This is a genomic window from Streptomyces changchenzhani, from assembly GCF_039766235.1.
Classification (GTDB): Bacteria; Actinomycetota; Actinomycetes; order Streptomycetales; family Streptomycetaceae; genus Streptomyces.
This window is the reverse complement of the sequence record NZ_JBDHNH010000003.1, coordinates 111,770-126,493: the sequence shown is the minus strand read 5'-3', so window position 1 is coordinate 126,493 and position 14,724 is coordinate 111,770. Positions and strand designations below refer to the sequence as shown.

Sequence of the window (14,724 nt, the reverse complement as noted above, 5' to 3'; positions counted from 1 at the left end):
TGTCCTCAGGTGCGGGCGGCGAGTTCGGTCAGTACGGCAGTGGCCAGGTTGCGGGCCAGCGCCACCTTGAACGCGTTCTCGCTCAGCGGCTCGGCGGCGGCCAGTTCGGCCTCGGCGGCGCGGGCGAAGGTGTCCTCGGTGGCGGGCGCACCACGCAGGACGTCCTCGGCGGCGCGGGCGCGCCAGGGCCGGTGGGCGAGGCCGCCGAAGGCGAGCGCGGCCCGCTGAACGACTCCGCCGCGTACCTCCAGGAGCGCGGCAACCGAGACCAGCGCGAAGGCGTAGGAGGCCCGGTCGCGGGCCTTACGGTACGTGGAGTGCGCGCCTGCGGGGGCCTTGGGCAGCTCCACGGCGGTGATGAGTTCGCCGGGGCGGATCACCGTGTCCTGCTCGGGGCGGTCGCCGGGCAGCCGGTGGAAGTCGGTGAGCGGCACGCCGCGTTCGCCGTCCGGGCCGAGCAGCCGGACAGTGGCGTCGAGCGCCGCGAGGGCCACCGCCATGTCCGACGGGTGGGTGGCCACGCAGTGCGCGGAGTGGCCGAGGACCGCGTGGTCGCGGTTGGCGCCCTCGCGGGCCGGGCAGCCGGTGCCCGGCTCGCGTTTGTTGCAGGGTTTGGACGTGTCCTGGAAGTAGGGGCAGCGGGTGCGCTGGAGGAGATTCCCGCCGGTGGTCGCGGTGTTGCGCAGCTGCCCGGAGGCGCCGGCCAGGAGGGCCTGCGACAGGGCGGGGTAGCGGGTACGTACGGCGGGGTGGGCGGCGAGGTCGCTGTTGCGTACGGTCGCGCCGATGCGCAGGCCCCCGTCCTCGGTGTCCTCCACCTCGCCGAGCGGCAGCCTGCTGACGTCAATGAGCGTGCCCGGCGTTTCGACGCCGAGCTTCATCAGGTCGACGAGGTTGGTGCCGCCGCCGAGATAGCGGGCCGCGGGGTGCGCGGCGAAGGCGTCGACCGCCTCGGCGGCGCTCTGTGCGCGCAGGTAGCCGAACGGTTTCACCGGGCCACGTCCTCGACCGCTTCGACGATATGCGGGTAGGCCCCGCAGCGGCACAGGTTGCCGCTCATACGTTCCTTGATCTCGTCCCCGGTGAGCTCCACCGGCCGTCCTGGCGCCCGGTCCGGCGCGGTGACGTGCGAGGGGTGCCCGTCGGCGGCCTCGGCCAGCACGCCGACGGCCGAGCAGATCTGGCCGGGGGTGCAGTACCCGCACTGCAGGGCGTCGCGTGCGAGGAACGCCTCCTGGAGCGGATGCAGCCGTTCGCCGTCGGCCAGGCCCTCGACGGTGGTGACCGTGGCCCCGTCGTGCGCGACGGCCAGCAGCAGGCAGCTGTTCTGGCGCCGCCCGTCGACGATGGTCGTGCAGGCGCCGCACTGGCCGTGGTCACAGCCCTTCTTGGCGCCGAAGAGGCCCAGGTGCTCACGCAGCGCGTCGAGGACGGTCGTGCGGTGATCGAGGTCGATGGTGTGTGCGGTGCCGTTGACGTGCAGGGTGACCGTGGACCGGCTCGCATCCTCGGTCACCCTCTGCGGGCTGGTGTGCTGCACGGTTCTCGCGCCTCTCCGGGTGCCGTGGATGCCGTGGCGCGAGCGCGGGCCGCAGCGAGCCGGTCAGCCTGGAGAAGCTCGACACCATCGACGGCGAATGGCTCTTCTTCGGCGCACTCGGCGACAAAGCGGCGGGCGAGAACGCCTACCAGGACGCCAAGAAGGTGCCGAACTTCTCCAAGCTGAACTCCGAGAAAATGGGCCATGCCGTCGTCGAAGGGTCCGCCTGGAACAGCTCCCGCAGCCCGATCACCGGCCGGACGTCCTCGACGACGTCAGAAGCGCCCTCGCGGGCTGACCTGTTCCAACAGGCCTGCCCCATAACGAGGTTACTTCTCCGGCATACCGAATGCCTCCCGGTCCGCTCGGCGGACGGGAGGCGTTCGGCCGCGAACAGCCGGGTGTGTCACTCGGGGAAGTACTGGTCCTGTCCACCCGCCGAGCCTTCCTGCATGCTCTGGTCCTGCAACCGCCGAGCCTTCTCCTGAAGCCTCTGACGGTCCTGCGGGTCGCTGGCGCGCTCCGCGGCGTCACTCAGCTGTTTTGCCTTCTCGCGCATCTGCTGCGCTCGGCCACGGGGTTCGTCTGCGACGCTCATGGTCACTCCTCGTACGCTGGGGGAGAGCGGGCCCCATCAGCGAACCAGGGCTTCGCCTTCCCTGCACGTCGAACGACTACCGTCCGTCACCGGGCACCGGCCGTGTCGAACAGCCGGTTCGCCGGGTGCGGCAGAATGCAGTGCTCGCGCAGGGTGTCGCCGGTGTACTCCGTCCGGAACAGTCCGCGCTCCTGGAGGGTCGGTACGACCCGGTCCACGAAGACCTCCATACCGCCCCCGAGGCGGCGGCCGGTATGTCCGAGCGGCGTACGGGGTCGGCGTGGTCGCTGCATGGCGTTGGGGCGAAGAAACCGCGGTCAGCTCCGCCGGGCCACCACCAGTCGGCACTTGGGGCTGCCGTCGGGCCGGCGGCCGAACTCCTCCAGGGGCAGCAGCTCCACCGTGAAACCGGCCCGGACCAGGTCGTCCCGTACGCCCTGAAGCGGGAAGGTCCGGTAGTACATGACGAACGTGGGCCGCCACAGCAGGTTGCGCACCCGCATCACGGCGTCGAAGCCGAGCAGCGTCCAGTACAGCGGGGTGCCCAAGGGCGGGGGCGCGCCGATGGGGAAGACGAACATCCCGCCGGGCCGCAGCGCCCGGTGCACCTCGGCGAACAGCCCCGGACGCTCGGCGGGCAGAAAGTGTCCGAACGCCCCGAAACTCACCGCTAGGTCGAAGGCCCCGGTGAACGGCAGGGCGCGCGCGTCGGCGCGTACCCACTCCACCGCCGGTTTGTCCGAGCCCTCGTCACCCAGGGTCGCGCGTGCGGTGGCGAGCATCCCCGCACTGAAGTCGACCCCTGTGACCCGCTCCCGGCACAGCGGCGCCAGCGCCCGGACGCCGGCGCCCGTCCCACAGCAGACATCGAGGCCCGCGTCGAAGGGCCCGAGCGGACGCAGTGTGCGCTCGACCTCGTCCAGGAAGCGGTCCGGGGTGCGGAAGGGTGTGCGGTCGAACTTCGGGGCCAGCAGGTCGTAGCCGCGCTCGATGGAGGAGAGGGCCTGGACGGTCAGTTCGCGGAAGGTAGGTCCCTGGGAGGTGAACACCGGGCCCAGGGTAGTCGCCGGTCCGCACGACCGGTGAGTCGATACTGGTGAGTCGATACATAATATTTCATCACTATTTGCCTAGGGTGGCAGCCTCATCGAGGCGCGAGAAACCCCAGAGCTGGAGTTGAGGAAGTGTCCATCAACCGCTTGAAGTACGTGTCGGTCGTCGGCCTGACGGCCGCCGCCCTGCTGGTGGGCCCGGTGGCGGGCGCCACCGCCACCCCGCAGTCGGCCACGACCACGGCCGTGCGTCCCACGCTGACGGCGAAGGCCACCGTGAGCAGTGTGCGGGCCTGGCAGCAGTTCCGTATCCACGGTGCGAGCAAGCACCTGAAGACGGGAACCCGTGTGACCCTTCAGCAGAAGCAGGGCAAGCGGTGGGTGTCCCTGCCCGTGTCGATGCGTACCAACTGCAAGGCCGCCTACAACCTGCGGGTCAAGCTCGGCCTCAAGGGCCGCAACTCCCTGCGGATGGTCGGTGGCAGCGCGGTCTCGCCCGTGCTCTCCGTCACCGTGCGCTGAGTATCGGAGAACGGGAGGGGGCGCGCGTCCCTGCGCACCCCCTCCGTTTCGCCGGCGGCGGCGAACCGGCCACCGTCGAGATTCCCGGCGGCCGGGGCGAGCCGGAGCACCGGTACGGAGTGCGGGTGTGGGGGACGTGACGCCTCCGCACGCGCCTTACGAGCCACCCGCCGGAGCGAGGCCCGGCACGTCCGCCAGGTTCCACCAGCGGGCCTTGTAGAGGCTCGACCCGGTGAGTTCCGCCGTGCGTCGGGGACTGTGGAACTGGATGCGCGAGGTGCACCAGGTGCACGGCGACGCCGGGTCGGGGCTGACGGTGAGGACTCGTCCGGTCAGCCGGTTCTGGCTGATGCTCTTGATCGACGGCCGGTCGAGACCCAGCCACCTCGGGCCCGAGGTGAACGCGGAGCGGCGTACGGAGAACTGGTACACCCGGGTGCGGGTCGACAGCCACATCCGCCCCGGTGCGCCGGGCACCGGGGACAGGTCGTGGCCGCCGGGCTCCGGCAGCGGGAGCTTGCCCACCGGTGTGAGCCGGGGGTGTCGTGCCGGCCCGTCCACAGCGAGTGCCATCAGCACCCTGGTACCCAGCGCCCACAGCAGCCCACCGGCGGCGTCCCAGTGCAGTCCGTGGGCGCCGGGAAGCAGGACCTCGCTGTAGGTACCGGCGCGCGGGCCCTGGGATGCGGCGTACACACGCACGAAGCCACCTGTGCTCGCGGCCAGGGCGATGTTTCCGTCGGGCAGGAGCTCCATGCTGTGCAGGTTCGCCCGGGGCAGCGAGACGGCCCAGGTCACCCGGCCCGTGCCCACCCGCACGACCGCCGCGAGGCCCTCCGACGCGCAGGTCAGCACCAGCGAGGTGCCCCCTGCCGAGACGGATTTCGCCTCACTGACGTTGCGCCAGGACCGCTTCGGGTCCAGGTCGGCCACCTGGGGGTCGCTCTCGGCGCTCCACGCCCACAGGGGTGACAGGTCGACGGGACGCGCCCAGCCGCGGGCGCTCCAGTACCTGGACGCCTCGTCCAGGAGGAGTACGGACCGGGACGCCTGGTCGCACGCCAGGATCAACCGCCCGGGCCACCGCCGCGTGGCGCCCTGCGCCCGGCCCGTGGAGGCCGCTATGACCGATGCCCCCAGCGCTACCGCGCCGGCACGCAGCACGGTCCGACGGGTCCGGAGGGGAGGGGCGGAACTTCGGCCGGTGAAGGCGGGATCGACGCGCACCCGGCCACCTTGGCAGACACCGGCCCCTCACCCCGTGGGGAAACACCCCCGGCTGAGCTCCGGCCCCGGCCGCCAGGTACTCGACGAGGACGGAGGCCCGCCCGTCACCCCTTTGATTTCAACCCGTTGAGCAGCTCGCGCAACACCGCGAGGCGGTGGGCGCGCAGGCGGTCGGCGGACCGCGATCCGCCCGACGCGCCAAGTGCCTTGCGGGCCGCATGGACGGCGAGCACGCCAAGAATCAGCCGGACCAGAGCTCTGCTGACGGCGACAGAGGCGAGCAGCCACGCGGCAACTGAGCAGGGCGCGCCACTTGAGCGACACGCGGTGCGGCCCGCAGACTGCTACGCGCCCCGCGAGCGATGCGTCGGCCATCATCAGTCGGATGCTCGCTGTCCGTCTCACCAGGAGGTACCCATGAGGATACTGAACAACGTGCCCTAGGGCCTGTTGCGAAAGTGGATCTTGACTGTGAAACGATCACGGTGTGGCGCGTGGAGATCTGACAGACGAACAGTGGGTACGGCTGGAACCGCTCTTGCCGAAGGGCAGTAAGTCCGGCCGACCGCCGATATGGCCCAGGCGGCAGCTGATCAACGGCATCCGGTGGCGGACCCGGGCCGGCACGCCGTGGCGGGATGTGCCCGAGCGGTACGGGCCGTGGGACCGGGTCTACGATCTGTTCCGGCGCTGGCAGCGGGACGGCACCTGGAAGCGGATCTTCACCGAACTGCAGGCCCAGGCCGACGCGAAGGACCTGATCACCTGGGATGTGAGTGTCGACTCAACGGTGTGCCGAGCCCATCAGCACGCCGCCGGTGCGGTGAAAAGGGGGATCTCCAGAAGGAGCCGCCCGGAGGTGTCGAGACCGAGCCGGACGACCACGGGCTCGGGCGCTCACGCGGTGGGCTGACCACCAAGATTCACCTCGCGGTCGAGCAGGGGCAAAAACCCATGTCCATCGTGATCACGGCCGGGCAGCGCGGCGATTCCCCGCAGTTCGAACCGGTACTTGAGCGCATCCGGGTACCCCGCAAGGGGCTGGGGCGTCCCCGCAAACGGCCCGCCAAAGTCCGCGCCGACAAGGCGTACGGCTCCCGGAAGAATCGCGCCTACCTGCGCAGACGCGGGATCCGCTGCACGATCCCGGAGAAGAAGGACCAGATCCGCAACCGCAGGAAGCTTGGTTCCCGTGGCGGCCGACCGCCGAAGTTCGACAAGGCCGACTACCGCGAACGCCACGCAGTCGAGTGCGGGATCAACCGCCTCAAACGTCACCGGGCCGTCGCCACGAGATACGACAAACTCGCCGTCCGCTACGAAGCCACCATCCTCGTCGCAGCCATCAATGAGTGGCTGTGACCAGCACTTTCGCAACAGGCCCTAGTTTGGCGCGGCCGCAGGTCATGACCATGCCGGGCCGCACGGGTTCCTCGGGAGTGACGACGAAGTGAGCCCGTGCGGCCCGGCTCGACTTGCTCAGCCGGCCAGTGCCCTCAGTAGCGCTTTCCCACCCTTGCCCTCATCCACAGGTCGTGGAATTCACCTGCGCTCACGCTCGATTTCGCGGATGCACTCCACGCTTCAGGATCAAGAGTTGTTGCTACTTCCCCAGGAGCCGTTCTCAAGGCCCGCAGGGAGATTCTATTGAAGGTCTCGACGAGTACGGACTGCTCCTCCTTCGAGCTGCAGACGACCAGTTGGTGCGGATCGAATTCGTCCGGCACCAACTGGATGACCAGCACTTCAAGGGCCCAGACGATGAGGCGTACACGCCTTCCCAGAGAATCTCTGCACCCGTAAATGGGGTCTTTGTCGTCCACGAACTCGGCGACCAGCGAGAGCTCTTCCAGAGAGGCCACCCTGTGATCGGTGCCCTCATCGTCCGTGTAGATCAATGGAAAGACGATCTCGCTCATGTCTGTTCTCCATGCTGGGCCGCCTGCCACACGTGGCTGGCGTGTGGCAGGCGGCCTTCAGATTGTCACTGTCTCGGTCTCGGGGATGATTTTAGAAACGTTTCCACCAGCGTCCGTTGTTGGGCGCCCTGTCCCAGGGGCGGTGACGTCCGATGCCCGGTCGGCGGTGATAGTACGGGTAGTAGCCTCGCCGGCCCTTCAAGCGGTGCACATCAACGCGCCACTTCTGATGGCCCTTCCAGTGGTAGCTACATCCGCCGCCGCCAGTGTTCGGGTATCTGCGGCACCTGACGCGCGTGTTCCGCACGACGTGCTTGGCGCCCCGCCAGACCTTCCTGACGTAACGGCGATTCTTCCAGAGGTAGCTTGCGCCTCTTGCAACCCAGCCCCAGACGCGACCGTCGAGGTCGTAGCGGTTGATCGGGTCTGCGGGGTATCCGTAGGCGTTGGAGCCGCCTCCGTAGACGGGGTCTGCCGACAGAAAGCGCCCCGTGGTGGGATTGTAGAGGCGGACGCCCATCAAGGTGAGGCCGGTGACGGATTCACTGGAGCGCTGCTTGGCGCCGAGCCAGTTGTAGCGAATGGCCGACTGGTCAGACCGAGGGGTGCCGTATTCGTCCGAGTCCAGCGCGACCGGGGCCTCGCTGGTGTCCAGCGGGAGCTGAAGTGCTATGCCGCCGTGGAGGGTGCTGATTTGCAGGACTGTCTCGCCGGTCTTGCTGGTGGTAGCGGCGAGGTCGCCTGAGGCGGATTCGATGTTGCGGGTCAGAGTCCCGCTGGCGGCGTCCTCGACAATCCAGCGGGGGTTGTCGCTGTCATCGCCGTAGTGGTTCACCTTGGACGCGGTCCGGGTCCAAGCACTCCCGCTGCCAGTTTCGGTTTCCCAGGAGCGGAAGCGCAGACCGGCGTCGAGCTGCCAGGTCTGGCGCTTGCCGTCCGCGGTCTGCTGGTGCGCGAGGTCATTGGCGAAGTAGCCGATGGCGCCGTGCCCAGGGACGGCCGTGGTGCGCCCGTAGGCGTCGTACGCGTATCCCGTGTCGATGAGCCGGTCGGCGCTATCGTAGGTGTGGGACTGGGTGGTGCTCCCGGTGGCCGGGCAGGCGGCGCCGGAGGTGCCTTGTGCGGTGGTGAGGCTGGTGCGGCTGGCGCGCTTGTCGAAGGTGTAGTCGCGGCGTGAACACGCGCTGTTGACGGTGTCTTCGACGGCGTTGAGTCGACCGACTTTGCGCACATAATGCGCATCAACAAAACTGCAGGTCAGACGTCCTTCTTGATGGGCTCAAGGATCACAACGCACTCCACGTGATGCGTCATCGGAAGGATGCCGGCCTGCGCGAGATCAAGGAAACGAACAGGTCAGAAGCGGTACATCGCGACCAGGTCGGCGCCGGAGTCGAGGGCTTCGCGGTGGGGGATGAGGTGATCGGGTTCGTCGATCTGGCAGCCTACGCCGAGCAGGTCGTCGTCCCCGTCGAGAACCTGACCTTGAAGCCGACGGAACTCTCCTGGGAGACGGCAGCGGTCATCGGCACGGTCGGCCAGGCGGCGCACAACGCGCTGCGGATGCTAGAGGTGGCAGCGGGCGAGACCGTGCTGATCCACGGTGCGGCCGGCGGGGTCGGCTCGGTTGCCGCCCAGTTCGCCCGCGCCTGGGGAGCCACCGTCATCGGCACCGCAAGCGACGACAACCACGACTACGTACGTTCCCTCGGCGCCACCCCCGTCACCTACGGCGAGGGCCTCGTGGAGCGTGTGCGGGAGCTGGCCCCGCAGGGGGTGGACGCCTCCCTCGATCTGAGCGGCTCCGAGGAAGCGATCACCACTTCGATCGCCGTGACCGGCGACAAGGGCCGGATCGTGACTCTGGCCAGCCCGCCGCTGGCCAAGCAGTACGGCATCACGATGATGTTCGACACCCGCGCGGCCGAGACGGTGGCCGCGGTCGCCAACCTCGCCGACCTCGCCGACCGCGGCGACCTGGACCTGCCCATCGCCCGGTCCTTCGCGCTGGCGGACCTGGCTGAGGCGCACCGGCGGGGAGTGGGAGGTGCTCGTCAAGCGCGAGCCGTGTGAATGATCATTTGAAGGCTCCTGAGGCAAGACAGAGGGACAGGGAGGCGGTGGGCCGGAGTGGGCTCCGGCCCACCGCTGGACACTGCAGTGCCTCGTGTCCTACTTGGGTGCCACGGTCCAGGCGAGTTCGGGAAGGTAGCTGGGGGCGGTGTCGAAGCCGGTCAGCTTCTTGCTGTTGAAGGCGTAGAGCCCGTCCATACGCATCACTGAGACGAACCACGCCTCGTCGACGACGTACCGCATGACGTTCTGGTAGAGGGCCGGCTGCTTGTCCTGGTCAGCGGCCGCTGCGGCGGCAAGCATGGAGCTCAGCTTGGGATCCGACGAAGCGAACGGGTTGAAGGCGGTGGCGTGCGGCAGCATCCAGTCCAGGGAGAGGGCGTAGCTGGCGGCACCGCCGTAGCCGAAGCCGAGGGCGGGGTACTTCTTGGAGGTGGCGTTGGTAAGCCACTGGCCGACCGTGGTGTCGGTCGTGACGTCGGCGGTGATGCCGATCTTCTTCCACTGCTGGACGACCGCCTGGGTGACGAGATCGATGCCGAAGAATCCCTGGGTCTCCACCTTCAGGGGGAAGCCATCGGGATATCCGGCCTCGGCAAGCAGTTTCTTGGCCTTTGACGGGTCGTAGGGGTAGCGGTTGTCGTAGTCGGCAGCGAACCCGTCGAGGCCGGGGAGCGATATCTGGCTGGTGGAGTGGCCGTACTTCTGGACCACTGCCTTGGTGATGGCATCACGGTCCACGGCGTAGTTGAGAGCCTGACGGACACGGACATCCTTCAGTGGCTTGGCCAGCGTTCCGCCCCGGTCGGCGAGGTTGACCCCGAGAAACACGTTCGGTGACCCGATCACTTTGAGTCCACCGGCCTTGGCGGTGTCCGCCTGATTGGCTGTGATGGCCATCGCGTCCGCCTGCCCGGTCTTGACCGCCTGGAGACCGGAGTTGGGGTTTGAAACAATCTTGATGACCACCTTCTTCCAGTGAATCTTCTTCTTGTCCCAGTAGTGGGGGTTGGGCTTGTACGTGTAGTGATCCCCGGAAGCCGTGCTCGCGGTGTCCAGGACGTACGGACCCGCGCCGAAGGACTTCGTCCCCATCTGCTTCGGACTGGCCAGTCCCTTGGGGCTGATCACCGACCCCACCATCAGCAGCTGGTTCAGGAGCTGGGGAAGTATGGGGTTGGGGCTGGAGCAGTGGATGCGGACAGTCAATGGGCCGGTCGCCTTGACCGAATCGATGGCCGATGTCCAGGAGACGTTGAGGCCGTTCTTCCGACTGTAGTTCAGCGAAGCCGCCACCGCTTTGGCATCCAGCGGGCTGCCGTCCGCGAACTTCAGCCCACTGCGCAGTGTGAACTCGAACTCCTTGTTGCCGGTACCGACGTATCCCCATTTCGTGGCGAGCCCAGGGCCGGTCTTTCCGCGCTTGTCCTGTCTCAGGACCGTGTCGTACGTGAGGTTGACGAACCAGTTGTCGGATCCGACGTTGGCCTTTGCCGGGTCAAGGCTCGCGGGTGCGCCCTGGGACACGACGGTGAGCGTGCCCCCCTGCCCGCCGGCCGACCCGGACGAGGAGCCTGATTCAGATCCCGTGCACGCACTGGCGGAGACGGTGAGTACGGCCAGTGTCGCCAGCCCACGGACTATTCGCTTGCTGAACATGGCGCTTCCTTAGCTGTGGAGCCCACGGCGGTGGGCAGGTCGTCTTGCGGCTGGTGTTGTTGTGTGACGGTCAGCGGGTCCAGTTCTGCGGATCGATGGCAGGCGACAAGACGCTGGGACGTGGCGGCGTCTCCGCCTCGCTCTGCGAGGGGCAGCAACGGCGGCCGGTCGCGGTGACACGTGTCGATGGCGAGCAGGCAGCGGTGGGCGAAGACGCATCCGCCCACTGCGGGCGAGGCCGTGGGCAGGGTCGCGCTCCGTGCGGCCCTGCGGGCGCGCTGAGCACGCGGATCGGGTTCCGGTACCGCTGCGAGCAACGCGCGGGTGTAGGGGTGGACCGGGTCGGCGTACACGGATTTCGCGGGCCCGGATTCCATGACCTGGCCGCGATAGAGGACGACGATGCGGTGCGAGAGGTGGCGCACCACGGGGAGGTCGTGGGCGATGAAGAGGTAGCTGAGGGCGAGTTCGCTCTGCAGCTCGGCCAGCAGGTTCATCACCTGGGCCTGGATGGACAGGTCCAGTGCGCTGACCGGTTCGTCGCAGATGACCAGGCTCGGCTTGAGCATGAGGGCGCGAGCTATGGCGATGCGCTGGCGCTGGCCGCCGGAGAACTGGCCGGGGTACCGGTCAGCGGTGTCGGCAGGCATGCCGACCCGTTCCAGCATGTCGCCAATGCGGGTAGCAGTCCGCCGGTGATCGAGTTGTTCGTGGACGAGCAAGGGTTCTGCCAAGGTCTGGCCGATGGTGCGGGCGGGGTTGAGGGACGAGTACGGATCCTGGAACACCACCTGGAGTCGTGCGCTGAGGTCCCGCCGGATGCGGGGCCGGGCGCGGGTGATGTCGGTGCCCTCGAAGTGGATCTGGCCGGCGTGGACGGGGCTGAGTCCGAGGACTGCGCGGCCGATGGTGGATTTTCCCGATCCGGATTCACCGACGAGGCCGAGCGTCTCGCCTGCAGCGATGCTCAGCGAGACTCCGTCCACAGCACGCAGGGGCGGAACGCGGCGGCCCTGGCGGAATTCGACGGTCAGATCCCGGATGTCGAGGACGGGGGGCCTATTCATGTGCTCGCGCCTTCCACGAGGAGCTGCTGGGAATGGATACACCGGGTGAGGCGGTCCGGCGCCGGCTGTGTGAGGGCGACCGGCTCGCTCGTGCACACGTCGGTGGCCAGCGTGCAGCGGGCTGCGAAGCGGCAGCCGGACGGCCAGTCTCGGGGCGCGGGCACGGTGCCGGAGATGGTCGGCAGAGATTGTCCGTCCCCCGCCAGGTGGGGATTGGCGGCCAGGAGGCCCGCGGTGTAGGGGTGGTAGGGGCGGGTGAACATCGCCTCGACCTCTGCCTGTTCGACGATCTGGCCCGCGTACATGACCACGGACCGGTGGCACACATCGGCGACCACTCCCCAGTCGTGGGTGACGATCAGCACGGCCATTCCGGTATCGGCCTGGAGCGTCCGCAACAGGGTGAGGATCTCGGCCTGGACGGTCACATCCAGAGCGGTCGTCGGTTCGTCGGCGATCAGCAGCTTGGGGTTGCCGGCAAGGGCCAGGGCGATCGCCACCCGCTGTGCCATTCCGCCGGAGAGCTGGTGCGGGTATCGCTTCGAGACCACATCCGGGTTCGGGATGTTGACCATCTTCAGGAGTTCACTCACGCGGGCGCGCGCGGTGCGGCTCTTGCAACGGTGGTGTCGCGTGACGGCCTCGGAAAGCTGCTGGCCGACCGTGTACGTCGGGTCGAGGGCCACCATGGGTTCCTGGGAGACGTACGCCATGCCGGACCCCCGCATCCGGGTGAGGGCGGCGGGAGAGTCCGCCAGGTCGACGCCGTCGAACACCACGCGTCCGCCGGTGATCCTGCCGCCGCCCGGTACGAGGCCGAGGATGCCGAGCGAGGTTACTGACTTTCCGCAGCCCGACTCGCCTACCACTCCGAGCGTTTCTCCTGCGCGGACGTCGAAGCTGACGCCCTGCACGACCGGTGTTCCGGCGATCTCGATCGACAGGTTCCGCACCGACAGGAGCGCTTTCGGAGCAGGATCCGCAGGGACGTTGGTCGTAGAAGTACCGGTCTCCACCCTTGCGGGAGGTGCGACTTGGTGACCGGACATCCTGGAGACCGACCAGCGCTCGATGGCAGCGTCACGGATCGCGTCACCCAACTTTCCGAGGGCCATCACGGTGATGACCAGCGGGACCCCTGCGGGAACGAGCATCCATGGCGCACGGTCGATGGCTTGCGAGGCGTCCGCGACCAATCCGCCCCAGGACGGATTGGGGGGCTGAGCCCCCAGGCCGAGGAAACCGAGTCCCGCCTGGATGATGACGACGATCGCCGCGAACAGCGCTGCCTGGACGATGACCATGCTGGTCATCCGCGGAAGGATGTGGCGCTGCAGGATCTGGGTGTTCGTCAGGCCGGCAACCCTGGCTGCGGCGACGTACAACTCCTCCCGCACGCTGAGCGTCTGCGACCGCAACACCCGGATCATTCCCGGGCTGCCGAGGACGCCGAAGGTGATCATGGCGGCGTGCAGATTGCCCGGGAACACCGACAGCACGACGAGGACGATGATGATGCCCGGCAGAGCGAACAGCAGATCTGCGGCTCGGGTTGTCAACCAGTCCACCCAGCCGCCCAGAAACCCCGAGGCCAATCCCAGGGTGACACCGATGAGTAGGTAGACGGCGAGTGCCTCGCCCACGGCCAGCAGAGTGGAACGGCCGCCGAACAGGAGCCGGCTCAGCAGGTCGCGTCCCAGATTGTCGGTGCCCAGGAGATGGTCCGCCGATGGGCCGGCCAGCACATGGCCCAGATCCTGGTCGAGCGGCCCGTTCGGGGCGATCAGGGACGCGCCGATGGTGGCGACGGTCAGCAGCACCAGCCATCCGACCGAGAGCGCCCCGGCAGGGCGTCGCAGTACGCGACGCACGAGGCCGGGACCAGCAACCGCCTTGCCGGCCGACGCGGCCTTCTTCGACTGTTTCATGAGGCACGCACCCGGGGGTCGAGTTGGCGGTAGGCGAGGTCAACGAGCAGGTTGACGAGCACCACCAGCACGGTGATGTACAGCACGGCTCCCTGGATGACAGGGATGTCGTGCTGGATGGTGGCCTGCTGGGTCAGGAGTCCGAGGCCGGGCATCGCGAACACCGTCTCCACGAAGACACCGGTGGCCAGCAGACTGATCAGCACCACGCCCAGCACGGTCACGACCGGCAGGGCGGCGTTTCGCAGCACGTGCCGGTAGAGAATCGATCGTTGTGAGAAGCCGTTGGCCTGCATCACCCGGATGAAGTCCCGGCCGAGGGTGTCCAGTACCGAGTCACGGGTCTGTTTGGCGATCATCGCTACGGCGCCCAGGGAAAGGGACACGACGGGCAGCACCAGCGAACGCCCCCACTGTGCCGGGTCCTCGGAGAAGGGCACGTACCCCGTTACCGGGAACCAGCGCAGCTTCACGGACCAGATCGCGATCAGTACGAGTGCGAACCAGAACGCCGGAACCGCAAGGCCGACGAGGGAAAGTCCGTCCACCACCTTGACGAGGAAGCCACCCCGCCGGGCAGTGAGCAGCCCCAGCGACACGCCCAGGATGCCGGACAGAATGGTGCCCGCAACGATCAGGGAAAGCGACACCGGAAGACGGCTGTTGAGCACCGACGTCACCGGCTCCCCGCTGAAGAGTGAAGAGCCGAGGTCGCCGTGAAAGACGCCGACCAGCCAGTCCCAGTACTGGATGGGCAGGGGCTCATCCAGGCCCAACTGGAGTCGCACCGCGTTGTATTGGTCCACTGTTGCGTGCTGGCCGACGATCGTGCGGGCTGGGTCACCGGGCACGAGAGACACCAGCACGAAGGTCAGGGCGGATACGAGAAACAGCAGCGGTGTTGACGACAGCAACCGTCGTACCACCAGCCGGATAATTGCCATGCTCACCTCATCGGGAGTCTTGCAACTGATCGTTCGTTCAGGGTTTCCCGGACACACACTTGGGCATCCGAGGCGAGGGGCAGGCGCTTGGCGCAGATGCGATGCCCGCCCGCGATGCGCCCCATGAATCACGGAGGATGACAATCCGAAACTCACCGGCGAGCCGATGGGGCGGCAGGCGGATCGCGCCTGACC

The 14,724-nt window shown here is 68.0% G+C and carries 16 protein-coding genes and 1 pseudogene; 3 read left to right on the top strand and 14 right to left on the bottom strand.

Features of this window, described 5'->3' with window-relative positions:
* Positions 1 to 5: 5 nt before the first annotated feature.
* From ABCR94_RS12050 to ABCR94_RS12025, 6 genes are all read right to left on the bottom strand, one after another.
* Positions 6 to 992 (bottom strand): FAD binding domain-containing protein, encoded by a 987-nt coding sequence (locus tag ABCR94_RS12050; RefSeq protein WP_347119250.1) that lies wholly within the window; start codon positions 990 to 992, stop codon positions 6 to 8.
* Positions 989 to 1,540, bottom strand: coding sequence for a 2Fe-2S iron-sulfur cluster-binding protein (locus tag ABCR94_RS12045; protein WP_347119249.1), 552 nt, complete (start codon positions 1,538 to 1,540; stop codon positions 989 to 991). Before ABCR94_RS12045 ends, ABCR94_RS12050 begins: the two co-directional genes overlap by 4 nt.
* Positions 1,541 to 1,685: 145 nt before the next feature.
* The gene (locus ABCR94_RS12040; protein WP_347119248.1) at positions 1,686 to 1,862 is read right to left on the bottom strand and encodes a hypothetical protein; all 177 of its coding nucleotides are present in this window, start codon (positions 1,860 to 1,862) and stop codon (positions 1,686 to 1,688) included.
* Positions 1,863 to 1,946: 84 nt separating this feature from the next.
* Positions 1,947 to 2,138 (bottom strand): DUF6381 family protein, encoded by a 192-nt coding sequence (locus ABCR94_RS12035; RefSeq protein WP_347119247.1) that lies wholly within the window; start codon positions 2,136 to 2,138, stop codon positions 1,947 to 1,949.
* Between the two features lie 86 nt (positions 2,139 to 2,224).
* Positions 2,225 to 2,431, bottom strand: a complete 207-nt coding sequence (locus ABCR94_RS12030; RefSeq protein ID WP_521976808.1) for a hypothetical protein — start codon at positions 2,429 to 2,431, stop codon at positions 2,225 to 2,227.
* A gap of 24 nt (positions 2,432 to 2,455) precedes the next feature.
* Positions 2,456 to 3,187: a class I SAM-dependent methyltransferase gene (locus tag ABCR94_RS12025; RefSeq protein WP_347119246.1), complete on the bottom strand. Its 732-nt coding sequence runs from the start codon at positions 3,185 to 3,187 to the stop codon at positions 2,456 to 2,458.
* A gap of 135 nt (positions 3,188 to 3,322) precedes the next feature.
* Here ABCR94_RS12025 and ABCR94_RS12020 point away from each other — a divergent pair, with 135 nt between their 5' ends.
* Entirely contained in the window at positions 3,323 to 3,712 is a 390-nt protein-coding gene (locus ABCR94_RS12020) for a hypothetical protein (protein WP_347119245.1), read from the top strand.
* A 156-nt stretch (positions 3,713 to 3,868) separates the two neighbouring features.
* On the opposite strand, the gene ABCR94_RS12015 is transcribed toward ABCR94_RS12020, so the two are convergent.
* Complete coding sequence (locus ABCR94_RS12015) at positions 3,869 to 4,876, bottom strand: DUF6528 family protein (protein ID WP_347119244.1); 1,008 nt, start codon at positions 4,874 to 4,876, stop codon at positions 3,869 to 3,871.
* 167 nt (positions 4,877 to 5,043) lie between these two features.
* A complete protein-coding gene (locus tag ABCR94_RS12010) occupies positions 5,044 to 5,172 on the bottom strand; it encodes a hypothetical protein (RefSeq protein WP_347119243.1) in 129 nt (42 codons plus the stop codon).
* Between the two features lie 254 nt (positions 5,173 to 5,426).
* Here ABCR94_RS12010 and ABCR94_RS12005 point away from each other — a divergent pair.
* A protein-coding gene (locus ABCR94_RS12005) for an IS5 family transposase (protein ID WP_521976805.1) occupies positions 5,427 to 6,301 on the top strand; the annotation gives its coding sequence in 2 pieces (ribosomal slippage) (positions 5,427 to 5,817 and positions 5,817 to 6,301; 876 coding nt in all).
* Positions 6,302 to 6,435: 134 nt separating this feature from the next.
* Here ABCR94_RS12005 and ABCR94_RS12000 read toward each other — a convergent pair.
* Both ABCR94_RS12000 and ABCR94_RS11995 read right to left on the bottom strand, forming a co-directional pair.
* Positions 6,436 to 6,858: a hypothetical protein gene (locus ABCR94_RS12000; protein ID WP_347119242.1), complete on the bottom strand. Its 423-nt coding sequence runs from the start codon at positions 6,856 to 6,858 to the stop codon at positions 6,436 to 6,438.
* 346 nt (positions 6,859 to 7,204) lie between these two features.
* Positions 7,205 to 8,080, bottom strand: a pseudogene (locus ABCR94_RS11995) (RHS repeat-associated core domain-containing protein); the annotation flags it as partial.
* An 83-nt stretch (positions 8,081 to 8,163) separates the two neighbouring features.
* Here ABCR94_RS11995 and ABCR94_RS11990 point away from each other — a divergent pair.
* The gene (locus tag ABCR94_RS11990; protein ID WP_347119241.1) at positions 8,164 to 8,931 is read left to right on the top strand and encodes an NADP-dependent oxidoreductase; all 768 of its coding nucleotides are present in this window, start codon (positions 8,164 to 8,166) and stop codon (positions 8,929 to 8,931) included.
* 99 nt (positions 8,932 to 9,030) lie between these two features.
* On the opposite strand, the gene ABCR94_RS11985 is transcribed toward ABCR94_RS11990, so the two are convergent.
* From ABCR94_RS11985 to ABCR94_RS11970, 4 genes are read right to left on the bottom strand one after another with little or no spacing between them, the layout of a single operon-like run.
* Positions 9,031 to 10,590 (bottom strand): ABC transporter substrate-binding protein, encoded by a 1,560-nt coding sequence (locus ABCR94_RS11985; protein WP_347119240.1) that lies wholly within the window; start codon positions 10,588 to 10,590, stop codon positions 9,031 to 9,033.
* Complete coding sequence (locus tag ABCR94_RS11980; protein WP_347119239.1) at positions 10,572 to 11,657, bottom strand: ABC transporter ATP-binding protein; 1,086 nt, start codon at positions 11,655 to 11,657, stop codon at positions 10,572 to 10,574. Before ABCR94_RS11980 ends, ABCR94_RS11985 begins: the two co-directional genes overlap by 19 nt.
* Positions 11,654 to 13,585 carry a dipeptide/oligopeptide/nickel ABC transporter permease/ATP-binding protein gene (locus ABCR94_RS11975; RefSeq protein WP_347119238.1) on the bottom strand — a complete coding sequence of 644 codons (1,932 nt, stop codon included), beginning with the start codon at positions 13,583 to 13,585 and terminating at the stop codon, positions 11,654 to 11,656. Before ABCR94_RS11975 ends, ABCR94_RS11980 begins: the two co-directional genes overlap by 4 nt.
* Positions 13,582 to 14,529 carry an ABC transporter permease gene (locus ABCR94_RS11970; RefSeq protein ID WP_347119237.1) on the bottom strand — a complete coding sequence of 316 codons (948 nt, stop codon included), beginning with the start codon at positions 14,527 to 14,529 and terminating at the stop codon, positions 13,582 to 13,584. The genes ABCR94_RS11975 and ABCR94_RS11970 overlap by 4 nt, the downstream gene beginning before the upstream one ends.
* Positions 14,530 to 14,724 lie beyond the last annotated feature (195 nt).

Excerpts from the sequence above, each read along its gene's own strand:
- ABCR94_RS12040 (WP_347119248.1), bottom strand. The coding sequence starts at position 1,862 with ATGGGGCAGGCCTGTTGGAACAGGTCAGCCCGCGAGGGCGCTTCTGAC.
- ABCR94_RS12035 (WP_347119247.1), bottom strand. The coding sequence starts at position 2,138 with ATGAGCGTCGCAGACGAACCCCGTGGCCGAGCGCAGCAGATGCGCGAG.
- ABCR94_RS12030 (WP_521976808.1), bottom strand. The coding sequence starts at position 2,431 with ATGCAGCGACCACGCCGACCCCGTACGCCGCTCGGACATACCGGCCGC.
- ABCR94_RS12000 (WP_347119242.1), bottom strand. The coding sequence starts at position 6,858 with ATGAGCGAGATCGTCTTTCCATTGATCTACACGGACGATGAGGGCACC.
- ABCR94_RS11990 (WP_347119241.1), top strand. The coding sequence starts at position 8,164 with ATGCGTCATCGGAAGGATGCCGGCCTGCGCGAGATCAAGGAAACGAAC.
- ABCR94_RS11985 (WP_347119240.1), bottom strand. The coding sequence starts at position 10,590 with ATGTTCAGCAAGCGAATAGTCCGTGGGCTGGCGACACTGGCCGTACTC.
- ABCR94_RS11980 (WP_347119239.1), bottom strand. The coding sequence starts at position 11,657 with ATGAATAGGCCCCCCGTCCTCGACATCCGGGATCTGACCGTCGAATTC.
- ABCR94_RS11975 (WP_347119238.1), bottom strand. The coding sequence starts at position 13,585 with ATGAAACAGTCGAAGAAGGCCGCGTCGGCCGGCAAGGCGGTTGCTGGT.
- ABCR94_RS11970 (WP_347119237.1), bottom strand. The coding sequence starts at position 14,529 with ATGGCAATTATCCGGCTGGTGGTACGACGGTTGCTGTCGTCAACACCG.